At 31.4% G+C, this 12,231-nt stretch carries 11 protein-coding genes and 1 CRISPR repeat array; of the genes, 1 reads left to right on the forward strand and 10 read right to left on the reverse strand.

Going from position 1 to position 12,231, the window contains the following annotated elements:
* Nucleotides 1-184: 184 nt before the first annotated feature.
* Nucleotides 185-1,030, forward strand: coding sequence for an AraC family transcriptional regulator (locus Q5I67_RS05060; RefSeq protein WP_302486560.1), 846 nt, complete (start codon nt 185-187; stop codon nt 1,028-1,030).
* A 1-nt stretch (nt 1,031) separates the two neighbouring features.
* On the opposite strand, the gene Q5I67_RS05065 is transcribed toward Q5I67_RS05060, so the two are convergent.
* The 10 genes from Q5I67_RS05065 to cas6 (Q5I67_RS05110) form a co-directional block, all read right to left on the reverse strand.
* On the reverse strand, nt 1,032-2,678 hold the full coding sequence (locus Q5I67_RS05065) for a glycoside hydrolase family 36 protein (RefSeq protein ID WP_302486561.1): 1,647 nt from the start codon (nt 2,676-2,678) through the stop codon (nt 1,032-1,034).
* A 156-nt stretch (nt 2,679-2,834) separates the two neighbouring features.
* Nucleotides 2,835-3,623, reverse strand: a complete 789-nt coding sequence (gene folE2 / locus Q5I67_RS05070) for a GTP cyclohydrolase FolE2 (protein ID WP_296922393.1) — start codon at nt 3,621-3,623, stop codon at nt 2,835-2,837.
* 4 nt (nt 3,624-3,627) lie between these two features.
* A complete protein-coding gene (gene queC, locus Q5I67_RS05075; protein WP_302486562.1) occupies nt 3,628-4,353 on the reverse strand; it encodes a 7-cyano-7-deazaguanine synthase QueC in 726 nt (241 codons plus the stop codon).
* A 62-nt stretch (nt 4,354-4,415) separates the two neighbouring features.
* Nucleotides 4,416-6,236 (reverse strand): Stk1 family PASTA domain-containing Ser/Thr kinase, encoded by a 1,821-nt coding sequence (gene pknB, locus Q5I67_RS05080; RefSeq protein ID WP_302486563.1) that lies wholly within the window; start codon nt 6,234-6,236, stop codon nt 4,416-4,418.
* Between the two features lies 1 nt (nt 6,237).
* Complete coding sequence (locus Q5I67_RS05085) at nt 6,238-7,662, reverse strand: penicillin-binding protein 2 (protein ID WP_302486564.1); 1,425 nt, start codon at nt 7,660-7,662, stop codon at nt 6,238-6,240.
* Nucleotides 7,663-7,664: 2 nt separating this feature from the next.
* Nucleotides 7,665-8,909 carry an FtsW/RodA/SpoVE family cell cycle protein gene (locus tag Q5I67_RS05090; RefSeq protein WP_302486565.1) on the reverse strand — a complete coding sequence of 415 codons (1,245 nt, stop codon included), beginning with the start codon at nt 8,907-8,909 and terminating at the stop codon, nt 7,665-7,667.
* The gene (locus Q5I67_RS05095) at nt 8,906-9,613 is read right to left on the reverse strand and encodes a Stp1/IreP family PP2C-type Ser/Thr phosphatase (RefSeq protein ID WP_302486566.1); all 708 of its coding nucleotides are present in this window, start codon (nt 9,611-9,613) and stop codon (nt 8,906-8,908) included. Before Q5I67_RS05095 ends, Q5I67_RS05090 begins: the two co-directional genes overlap by 4 nt.
* A 5-nt stretch (nt 9,614-9,618) precedes the next feature.
* Nucleotides 9,619-10,059 carry an FHA domain-containing protein gene (locus Q5I67_RS05100; RefSeq protein WP_296923453.1) on the reverse strand — a complete coding sequence of 147 codons (441 nt, stop codon included), beginning with the start codon at nt 10,057-10,059 and terminating at the stop codon, nt 9,619-9,621.
* A gap of 167 nt (nt 10,060-10,226) precedes the next feature.
* On the reverse strand, nt 10,227-10,931 hold the full coding sequence (gene cas6 / locus Q5I67_RS05105; RefSeq protein WP_302486618.1) for a CRISPR-associated endoribonuclease Cas6: 705 nt from the start codon (nt 10,929-10,931) through the stop codon (nt 10,227-10,229).
* A gap of 187 nt (nt 10,932-11,118) precedes the next feature.
* Nucleotides 11,119-11,413: a CRISPR direct-repeat array (repeat unit 30 nt; unit sequence GATAAATATCAACAGATACTGTACGAAAAC).
* Nucleotides 11,414-11,459: 46 nt separating this feature from the next.
* Entirely contained in the window at nt 11,460-12,230 is a 771-nt protein-coding gene (cas6, locus tag Q5I67_RS05110) for a CRISPR system precrRNA processing endoribonuclease RAMP protein Cas6 (RefSeq protein ID WP_302486567.1), read from the reverse strand.
* Nucleotide 12,231: the final 1 nt, after the last annotated feature.

Raw genomic sequence — 12,231 nt, forward strand, 5'->3', positions numbered from 1 at the left:
TATTTATCCTCCCTTTATTCTACTTTTATTTACAAAACTAATTATATTATTAATCTTACACTTATTTTCATTATAATTAAAGCCAATTAAACAAAATATTTTTCCTAACGCTTTTCAATTGACATCTTATTTACTTCTCTTTAGGATAAATAATATAAACTAATTTTAGAAATGCGGTGAATTTATGTCTGATGTTGCAATCATGGAATATAAAACCAGCTCCAAAGATTTATATTTAGTATCATGTGGCTGGGAAAAATGTGGTGCTACCCATTCTTATGGGCCAGCTGTTCGCAATTATTATATGCTCCATTTTATTTTACAAGGACAAGGGCATTATTATTTAAATAATAAACACTATAAATTAAAAGCAAACCAATGTTTTCTCACTGTTCCCGGCACTGTAACCTTATATAAGGCAGAACCTACTAATCCATGGATTTATACATGGATATGCTTTAACGGCGATTATGTACCACATCTACTCAAACAATCAAATTTAAATGCCGATAATCCCATTATCAATCTATCTTGCAATCAAACTATTTATGAAATAATCAAAGAAATGCTCTCTTATCATCAACTCACACCTGCAAATGAATGTTATCTACAAAGCAAATTATATCTCATTTTCGCCAAACTCCATGAGGCTTTACAAAGTGTTTATAACAAAGTCGAACTAAATAATAGTTTTTATGTAACCAAAGCGATTGAATATATCGAAAAAAATACTTTTACTAATCTAAGTGTAAATGATATCGCTAGATATCTCAATATCAGCAGAAGTCATTTATATGCTTTATTTAAACAAGAATTGAATACTTCACCACAGCAATTTTTAACTAATGCCAAAATAGCAAATGCACGTGAACTTTTAAGCAAAACAAAAATCCCTATTTATAGCGTAGCTTTATCATGTGGCTATAAAAACGCTTTTGCTTTTTCACGTGCATTTAAACAAGTTACTAGTATCTCTCCACGAGAATATCGTCAACACTATCTCCAACCAAACGATTTAGTAAAATATTAAATCATTCAATCATAGCTAAGAAAGTTTGATAACGTATTGTATTTGGATTGAATTTCAAACCAGTTTCTTCAAACCATTGATATTTACAATCTATATCATGGTCTTTATCCTGCCAACATTCTGGGCAAGTAGTTTCTTCCCAATCAACAGGAATTACATGATGTTCTTGCTTAGATGCTACCTTCAAAATCTCATGTAATTCTTGTTTTTCTGTTTCATCTAAAATATTTGGTCTAACAGAAATAAATAAAGATGTTCCACTTTGAGCTAATACATCTGCCCATTGTTTATTCATTGACCATGAAATACCGCCATCAATACCTACACAATCAGCATCGATTTCATAGAATTTACCATGTTGTGGTAAACGGAAAGCTAATGTATTCACGCCCATAAATCTAGTTCTTTCCCAAATAACACCACTTGTATCATCACCAGTACGATTAATATGCATATAACCTGCACCTAAATGACCTATAGTATTACAGCCAAGTATCAAAGTCTCTCCATTAGAAGCTTCCACACTTGCATCTAAAATAGCTTTATATAATAATTTCACCACTTCAGCACTTGTCAAACTATCATCATAAAAATGCCAACCATCATCTGTTACAAGTGGACTCATTTGAAAGCCCCATTTGCCAAATAAATCAAAAGTAGAAAAATCATGTTTGATTAAAGTATATCCCCAATTACAAATTCTCTTGATATCTTCTTTAATATAATTGAGTGCTTCTGGATTAGTTGGGTCGATACAATTATTATGTGATAATCTCCACTCATTTTTTATATTTTCATCTTCATTTAATAATAATCTCACCCAAATACCTGGACGCACGCCTTTTTGCACTAATTTCTCAGCTAAAGCTTTCATATCTGGGAATTTTTCATTTCCCTTTGTCCATGGACCACCATTATATTCATTTAAACGATGATGTTCTTGCCAACAATCATCAATGACCATATATGGTTTATTTTCTATACCCTTTGTTAAATTTAAAATATAATCACAATCAGCTAAAATTTCACTTTCTGAACTTTTACCATAAGCATAATACCAGTTATTGCTACCATAAACAGGATATTTAGGTAAAATTGGATCTTCACACATCTGACCGCAAAATTCTTGCATAGCTTCAAAACTAGTGCAATCACGCATTTCACAAGCTATAACATCAGCAAGCTTAATCACTCTACCTTTTAGATTTACACCGCTACCACCACAGCGAACATCTAAAAATAAAGTCATACCCAAAGAATCTACTTGCCAAAAGCACATTGCCGAAGGTCTTACTTTTACCCCATAACAAACAGATTTTGCTTCACTTTTAGCACAGAAGTACCATGGCATAAAACGATTTGGATTCATACCTTTCCATTCCATATCACCATATCCACGTTCCCATGCATCACCTAAAAAACGAACATTTTTATCCCAACTCAAATTATTCCATCTCAATTTTATCCATTTCACTTTTGAAGTTTGAGCAGTAAGAAAAATAGCTAAATGTTCATTATCCTGATTTAGATTGACATTTATATCATCTAAATTATAATCATCATTTTCCCATTTAGCAGTCACTGTTTTTGTCTCTGTAGTCAATTCAATAAAATCCGGTCTATTTATTTTTAATATATTCTTTAGCATAAACTCACCTCATAATTTTTGTTTTATTATTAATTATGAGAAAATTATATACTTTAAAAACTAAAAATACCATGATTACATAGATTATAAACATTGCTAAATGTCTTTTATAAAAAAATAGCCTAGACTATAAAACTATAATCTAGGCTTTGATTTTTATTTTAAATATTCTACATGACTAGCATAAGCATTATGATTATGAATGGACTCAAAGTTTTCACATTCTACAGAGAAATAATTGATATCATCTAATGTTCTAAGTGCTAATACACAATCGCGTAAAATATCTTCTACAAATTTCGGATTTTCATATGCTTTTTCTGTTACATATTTTTCATCTTCACGTTTTAATAGTGGATATAATGGGCAAGAAGCTTGTGCTTCTATCAAGCTTACAATATCTTTAATATTTATAGCTGTTTTTTTGCCATCATAATTTATCTTTACAGAAATAATACTGCGTTGATTATGTGCACCATACGCTGAAATTTCTTTACTGCATGGACAAAGAGATGTAACTGGTATTTTTATAGCTAGTGTAAATGGCATAGAGCTTTTATTAACTGTTTTCACAGCACTTATTTTACAATCTAAATCCAATAAAGATTTTTTACCACTTACAGGAGCAGTCTTCTCTATAAAGTATTTAAAACTCATAGATAAATGAGCTGAATTAGAACTTAATTTTGCAATAGCTTCATCTAAAATATTGCCAATTTCAGTCTGCCCAATAGGATTTGTATGCCACTTAGTCAAAATTTCTTGAAAACGACTCATATGTGTGCCTTTATATTCCATTGGCAAATCCACAGTAAATTTTAATCTAGCCATAACTGGCTGACTATGCTGTTCTTGCTTTATTTGTAATGGTAAATAAACATCGCTGATACCCACTCGTTGAATGGCAATACCGCGTTTATCTACTCTATTTTGTACATCTTGCAAATTTTCACTCTCCGTTTTCATAAGCAATATGATTTTTAGTTACATCATTATAGTTTTTTTCATAAACAATAGGATCTTTAATACCAGCTTCAGCAAAACCTCTCAAACGAAGCTTACAACTATCACAAACACCACAAGCTTTTTCTCTGCCATTATAACAACTGCGAGTCAAATGATATGGTGCTCCTAATTTTGTACCTAATTGAATGATTTCTTTTTTAGATAAAGATTGTAGAGGTGTTACAATCTTTATTTTTTTGCCATCGACAGCAGTTGTTTTACAAGCATAATCTGCCATATCCTGGAATTTCTGGATAAATTCTGGTCTGCAATCAGGATATCCAGAAAAATCAACTGCATTAACCCCGATAAAGATAGCATCTGCTTTTACTACTTCAGCATAACCTAAAGCATAACTTAAGAAAATCAAATTTCTTGATGGTACATATGTTACTGGCACATCATTATCTTTACGTTCAACATTACCTTCTGGTACTTCAATATTTTCATCAGTTAATGCAGAACCGCCAATAGCATTCATATTTGTATCAATAATCAAATGTTTTTTTGCACCAAAAAATTTAGCAATTTCTTTGGCACCTTCAAGTTCAATTTTATTGCGTTGATGATAATTAAAACTTATAGGATATAAATCATAACCTTGCTGTTTAGCTACTGCCATACAAGTTGTGGAATCTAATCCACCAGATAATAAAATAACGGCATTCATTACATAATCCTCCTTCACAAATTCAATCAATCTATCAAATTATTAATGATTAATTACTATATTTAATCTCTCTGTCGTTGAGGTACTACTACTGCTGGTTTTTCTTGTGGAGCAGGAGTTGTTGTAGTTGTATTATCATGTGTAGTATTTGTCTGTTCATGTTGTTCTGTCTTAGATGTGTTTTGAGTATTATCATGTCTGTCTGCACTACCAGAAGAAACAGTCAATTCTATTGTACTACCAGCTTCTACCTGTGAACCAGCAGATATACTCTGTGCTGTTACGCTACCAGATGAAGCACTAGCACTCACATTAAATCCTTGTGCTTCTAAACTAGCTCTAGCAGAATCTACAGATTGTCCTACTACATTTGGTACAGATACTTTTTTGACTTCTTCTTTTCCCTTACTTACAACAAGGTTTATACTTGTACCTTTTTTAACTTTATCATTAGCACCTACAGATTGTTTCAAGATAGTACCACTTGGTTTATCTGAATACTCTGCTGTTACTTGACCTACTTTTAAGCCTAATTTAGTAAGTTGACTTTCAGCTTCGCTTTGGCTCATACCTACCAAATTGATCATATTGATTTCTTCTCCGCCTTTACTAACATATATAGTAACTAGACGATTTGCCTTTACAGTCTTTCCTGCTTCTGGGGTTTGAGAAGCGACTTTGCCTACCGGCACGGAATCATCAAATGTTTCGGCTACTTCTACACGCAAGTTTTCAGCTTTTAATGTTTCTTCTGCTTGAGCTTGACTCATGCCTACTACATTTGGTACTTCCACTGTTTCGCTACTCCAAAAATCCCCATATGATAAAAATGCACCTACACCAAAACCCAATACCAAGATTAAAATCAATCCCATGATAAACTTTTTACCAAAGAAATTTGTCGATTTTTGTTTTGGTACATTATTTGTAACTTCTTGATATACAGGCTTATTATAATTTGGTGTTACTGTTGTTTTCTTTGGCTCAATATTTTGTAATTGTTCCATTTCTTCACTAGTAAGCACTCTTGTTGCAAATGGATCTTCTGTTGGTACATTGACCTTTGTAAATGGCTTTCTTTTTGCCTGCTCAATTTCCTTTATTAGCTCTGTACTAGAAAAACGATTATCTGGATTTTTATCCATTGCCTTTAATACTATAGCCTCAACAATTGGCGGTATATCAGGGCGTAATTCATGTGGTGGAATAGGTGGCTCTTGAAGATGTTTTATGGCAATACTTACAGCTGTTTCACCTGTGAAAGGCACTTTACCCGTAAGCATTTCATACATTACTACACCTAAAGAATAAATATCTGATTTAGGACTAATAGTATGACCTTTAGCTTGTTCTGGCGAAAAATAATGTACAGAACCCACAATAGAACCTGTATACGTGATTGTTGAAGAAGAAGTAGCTCTAGCTATACCAAAATCAGCTACTTTCACATGACCTGCTTCATTGATTAAGATATTATGTGGTTTTATATCACAATGTACAAGATGATTTGCATGGGCATTTTCTAATGCTCCTGCAATTTCTTCAACAATTTCAAGTGTTGTATCTATATCCAAAGGGCCTTCACGATTGATTTTATCTTTTAAAGTTTCCCCTTTTATATATTCCATTACTATATAATATTTACCATCACAAGAGCCTACATCATAAATACTAACAATATTTGGATGTGATAATTTAGCAGCTCCTTGGGCCTCACGACGAAATCTTTTTACAAATGATTCATCACTTGTAAATTGCGGATGTAAAATTTTAATAGCCACGAAACGGTCTAGCATTTTATCGTGAGCACGATAAACTTCTGCCATACCACCGTCGCCTATACGTTCAATTAATTCATAACGATTGTCTAAGAGCGTAGACATTTTACTTCCCTTCCTTTGCTAAAATACTTGTGAGTATACTTTTTATAATAGGTGCAGCCTCACTACCACCAAATCCACTATTTTCTACGATAACGGCAAATGCAATATCTTCATTTGGCATATTTGCACAGCCGATAAACCATGCATGGTCTTTACCTGTAGAATTTTCAGCAGTACCTGTTTTACCTATCATTTCAATACCAGGAACATTGGCTCTTGTACCTGTACCATGATTAATAACATTCTTCATATCTTCATAAATAATGTTTATTATTTCTGGTGAGGATACTTGTCGCCAAGTCATTGGTTGATGTTGTTCCAAAACACTATTATCTGGAGTTGTAATTTCTTTTACTACAAAAGGTTTCATCATAATACCATCATTACCAATACTTCCAGCTAACATAGCCATGCGAAGTGGTGTTACGAGTAAAGTAGATTGTCCAATACCTACTTGAGCGAGTTCCCCATCACTTAAATTATCAAAATCAGGTAATTGCGGTTTATTATTGATAAAATCCGTATCAAGTTCTTGATCATAACCAAAACGAGAAAAAGTATCTTTTAAGCCTTTACTACCTAAACGTATACCCATAGTCCCAAAATAACTATTACAAGATTCTTCTATAGCTTTAGCTAAATTTACACTACCATGAACCTCACCACTACTATCAGATAAAGAGTAACCTCCACTTAATTGTAAAGCACCAGTACAATTAACAACTGTACCTGTATCAGCTACTCCTGTAGTCAATGCACCATCACCTATCATTGGTTTAATTACTGAACCAGGTGGATATAGCCCTTGACTTGCACGATTTAATAGCGGACTATTTTCATCTACGCGAAGATTATCCCAATCATCATCGATTGTATTTGGGTTAAACATCGGTCTACTTACCATTGCCAAAACTTCTCCAGTTTTGCGATTCAATACGACAACAGCTCCTTTACGATTACCTAAAGCATTGTAAGCAGCTTGTTGATAATCAGCATTCAATGTTAAATGAACATCATTTCCCACATTCTGCTCAAAGAGCTGTGCTATTGGCCCTAAAGCGTGCAATACTAAATTATTACCTGCAAGATAAGTATTTTGCGTACTTTCTATACCAGCATAACCTAATTTATCACTTACATAACCAATTGGTGAAGCAAAAACTTCTCCATAAGGATACACTCGTTTAAAATTATTTTTTTCATCAACATTAGTATCAGCAAGTACAATACCATTTCTATCCAATATTTTACCTCGTTGTACCTGTGCAGCTTTTTCTGCTACATGAGAATTATGGCTATCTTTTAGTAAAGCTTCTGCTTGATACACTTGAATATATGCTAAATTAATAAAAATTATTGCAAATAAGCCAATAAATACTTTTACAATTGTATATATATGTTTATCTATATTATTTTGTCTATGCAAACTTATCTCTCCTTGCTACTAAGTGCATATAATAGCCCTAGTGAAATGAAAGATGAAACCATAGAACTACCACCATAACTAATAAAAGGTAAGGTAATACCTGTAAGTGGTAACAGCTTAGTTACACCAGCTAAAATAATAAAGGTTTGCAATAACAAAGTTATTGCTAGACCAAATGCCATCAATTTATATTTTTCATTAGTCAATAATAATGCAATCTTGGTACCACGTATAAATAATAATAAAAATGCTAACAATAAGAAAGTTACACCTATCAGACCAAATTCTTCACCAATAGCTGCAAAAATAAAATCAGTATGAACCTCTGGTATTAGGCGAGGAAAACCAAAAGTATATCCTGTCCCAAAAACTCCGCCATAACCAAAGGCAAATAATGATTGCACAATCTGATAAGCACTGCCCATTGGATCATCCCAAGGATGTAACCAAATAGCTACACGTGTCTGTACATGACCAAATAATAGATAGCTTATATATGATGATAACGAAAAGAATAATAATGCTATCACTACATATATTTTCTTTCCTGTAGCTACATAAGTCATGATGACAACAATACCAAAGAATAATAATGCTGAACCTAAATCTCTAAGACTTACGAACATTAAAATTGATGCACTCCATATCAATAACAATGGAGCTAAAAATCTAAATGGCGGTAAATGAATAAATTTCCAACCTCTACTAGGTAATATCAATACATTTTTATTTTCAGATAAAAACGAAGATAAAAAGGCAATAATAAATAACTTAGCAAATTCTGAAGGTTGTACCTGAATAGGTCCCAAGATAATCCAGTTACGATTACCACTTATATCTGTACCAAATATTAGCACTGAACAGATAATAATCAAAGCCCCTAAGCCCAATACATAAGGATAATTCAACAAATCTAAGATTTTATCTGCACTCATTACTATTACCAAAAATACAATAAGCCCTATACATATCCACATGATTTGATGAACATATAAATCTGGCTTTAAGCGTAAAATCATAATAGCACTAATACTTGACATAAACATAACTAATGATAATAAATAATTATCCGCATTTTTTCGCATCTTCATACTTATTATTTGTACTGCGATAAAAATAACAGATAACACTATTGCTGGAATAAATGCTTCAATAGTCAAATTATTATTTTTAATATTAACTAATAAACTTCCTAAAAATAATAAAAGTATTGAAAAAACTAATGTTATATATCCATTTTTTATCATGATATTTCCACCACAATACATGTAATATTGTCTTTTCCGCCGTAATTAATTGCTCTTTGTACTAATTGTTGAGCCTTATCTGTTACATTATTATCATAACAGATATTTTTCAACTCATCATTATTTACCATATTAGTAAGACCATCAGAACAAATAATAAATTTATCTGCTTGTAAAATATCACAATAACCTGTATCTACATTTAAATTCACAGAAACACCAGCAGCCCTTGTTAAAATATTTTTATGGGGATAATTTTCTGCTTCCTGTGCTGTGATTTTATTTTGTTGTAACAACTCATTTACTAATGAATGATCACTTGTCAATTGATTAATCTGACCATTGCGTAATAAATAAATTCTACTATCACCTACATGGGCCCATGTGGCATAGCCATAATGTACATAAAATAAACTAATCGTTGTTCCCATACCATTATAATCTGGATTTTCACTAGATGCTTTTATTATCTGTTTATTCGCCTCTAGAACAACTGATCTTAGACATTCTTCACTACATTCATCTGGATTTTTATTCTCCAAATGAAATTTTATGGTATCCACCATTATACGGCTGGCAACCTCTCCAGCTGCATGTCCTCCCATGCCATCTGCAACTGCATAAATATGTGGTTCAATGCAAAGATAACTATCTTCATTTGTAGTACGTACACAACCAATATCAGTAGCATGAGTAATTATCATAGTTCTCACCTCTCAAAACGGAATGATACACAACCTATTTTTATAATATCACCATTTTGTAAAAATTCTTTGCCATTAAGAATATTACCATTTATATAGGTGTGATTTCGACTTTGTAAATCTTCAATCTGATAAAGATTGCGAACTGGACTAATAACAGCATGATGATGTGATACATAAATATCATCTAATACAATATCATTTTCTTTGCCTCTGCCAATAGATATTTGACCTGAAAAAGATATTTTCTTATTAGCCAATTTAGGATCTACTGCTTCTAGCACTATCAAAGCCACTTCATTTTGCGTATTCTCTTTTTTTACTGGCTCTAAACTGGAAGTACTTTTCAAATCTTTGAACATGGATTTCACTGTTACAAAAATATAACCACAGATACAAAGAAGCATTCCATACTGTAGTGCTACTAAAAAAGCTTTACTTGCCATTTGACCACCTCATCAAAGATATATCAATACTTTATTATAGGCATAAATCCTAGATAAAGCAACTTCAAAACCATTATTATAATAAAGTTTTTTCCTAATTATATATATAAATCTTTCTATAAAAAAACTAGACAATCAAGTTTTTTCCTCAATCATCTAGTTTAAATTTATAGCCAACGATAATTCACAAAACCTGCTCCTCGTGAATTCATCTCACCTAAGCCCACGCCTAAAGATAAATATGCCATTTCTTGAGATTTTTCATCATCTAAGACAGCAAGACGCACTTTATCGCCGAGAAGTTTTATATTTTTATATTTCATTGGCACAGGTGTTTTATTTAAAAATTCTATAGTGGAATAAAATTTTTCCATATTTATTTCATCTTTATCATTTACATCGCCTTTAAAATTATTTATTTTCTTAGTTAAATTAATGATAAATCGCTGTTCAAATTCTTCTTGACTCATGCAATTTTTCCAATAACCATTTTCTGCCTTGATTATCATTGGTGTCAAAGTATAGATAAATTCTATTATCTTTCGTGGCAAAACTCTTTTTTCTGCTGTCAGACCTTTAAATTCTCTAGTATTTATATTTGGACAAACTTCATAGAAAAATTCTGCCATATCCTCATCAATAGTTCTGATAGTCAAAGTATATATCTTGCCTTTTTTATAGATTTTATCTTTTTCTAATGGCGATAATAAATCATAACAATAATTTTTATATGTATTTGTATTATGTAATTTTCCTAGATTTTCTTTTGCAAATAAACTTTTATCAATAAATCTAGTCAACATAATTTGCACATCTTGTGCCATGATATCCTTTAATAAATATAATTTTATGCGTATCTGATAAACTTTCATCAAAATGCCCCTTTCTTTGAATTTACCAAATTATATATTCATCTTTTTTAATATTTATATATCAATAATTATAACAAAAATTCGTCATTAAATTCTCAAAATCCTTTTCACTGGTAAAAAATCCCTAAACCTTGATAAAATCACTATTTTCATATATAATATATTTCATAAACCTTAATCTTTAAGGGATAAATATCAACAGATACTGTACGAAAACTTTGGATATATTGTTGATTCAGCTTTTGCTTTATGATAAATATCAACAGATACTGTACGAAAACAATGACAGTCTTTTTACTTGAGCAAGTCCATTCTTCTGATAAATATCAACAGATACTGTACGAAAACAGATTTAAACCATAAGCTCCACATTGTTTGTTGGCCAGATAAATATCAACAGATACTGTACGAAAACTCTGTTACCTTAAGACCTTTTAATAATCTCTCAGCTAGATAAATATCAACAGTTACTGTATAAAAAAAGACTTGTTATAGTTATTTTTCTATAACAAGCCTTTTTATTTTGCTTTAATTTAATTTTATCTGTATTGCTCCCATACCTAGATGAGTATTTACTCCTATTGATGTATACTGGGAAAACTCTGCCAACATTAAGATTATTTTATTTGCCATTATATTGTTTTTTAAACTAAACCTACATTTTCCTTGAAATGTAGGTCTTTTTTTGCCATTTATCAGCTGTGGTCTTAAAACGACTTCATAATCATCTAGCTGTATTTCTTGTGCTAGATTTTCAATTAAATCTTGTTCATACAATTTTTCATCAATGGCAAATAAATTCCAGATAGCGACTAAATTCATTATTATATCATGCGGTTGACAAATCATTTTGTCTTCTTCACCAAACAATAAAGTCGGTGTCAAAAAATTAAATTCAATATAGCTACTTTTCAATCTACGTGTAAAATATTTCGTTACTAATTGCTTATATGTAGCACTATGAATATAACTTTTCTTCTCTATCTGAAATACTATCTTATCAGCTGTTATAAGCTTGCAATTTTCCTTCGTCAATTTATCCATCAATCTATAAGCTATATTTTCTGTAGCTTCTTGATTTAGTGTAGCAATCCGCCAATAATATATATCTTCAGCCTCTATATCTTTTATTATATATTGCGTATATGGCTTTATCATCTGCATAGATAAATATTCTCTATACTTGTCGTCTACATATTGCATCAAAATATCATTCATAATTGACGCTAAAGATTTTTCTGCCTTTTGTATTTTTTCATCAGCTTTAGCTTTTAATACTATCTCAATTATTTTCAACATA

The organism is uncultured Megamonas sp. (assembly GCF_958438645.1).
GTDB lineage: Bacteria > Bacillota > Negativicutes > Selenomonadales > Selenomonadaceae > Megamonas.

Excerpts from the sequence above, each read along its gene's own strand:
- Q5I67_RS05060 (WP_302486560.1), top strand. The coding sequence starts at position 185 with ATGTCTGATGTTGCAATCATGGAATATAAAACCAGCTCCAAAGATTTA.
- Q5I67_RS05065 (WP_302486561.1), bottom strand. The coding sequence starts at position 2,678 with ATGCTAAAGAATATATTAAAAATAAATAGACCGGATTTTATTGAATTG.
- queC (WP_302486562.1), bottom strand. The coding sequence starts at position 4,353 with ATGAATGCCGTTATTTTATTATCTGGTGGATTAGATTCCACAACTTGT.
- pknB (WP_302486563.1), bottom strand. The coding sequence starts at position 6,236 with ATGTCTACGCTCTTAGACAATCGTTATGAATTAATTGAACGTATAGGC.
- Q5I67_RS05090 (WP_302486565.1), bottom strand. The coding sequence starts at position 8,909 with ATGATAAAAAATGGATATATAACATTAGTTTTTTCAATACTTTTATTA.
- Q5I67_RS05095 (WP_302486566.1), bottom strand. The coding sequence starts at position 9,613 with ATGATAATTACTCATGCTACTGATATTGGTTGTGTACGTACTACAAAT.
- Q5I67_RS05100 (WP_296923453.1), bottom strand. The coding sequence starts at position 10,059 with ATGGCAAGTAAAGCTTTTTTAGTAGCACTACAGTATGGAATGCTTCTT.
- cas6 (WP_302486618.1), bottom strand. The coding sequence starts at position 10,931 with ATGAAAGTTTATCAGATACGCATAAAATTATATTTATTAAAGGATATC.
- cas6 (WP_302486567.1), bottom strand. The coding sequence starts at position 12,230 with ATGTTGAAAATAATTGAGATAGTATTAAAAGCTAAAGCTGATGAAAAA.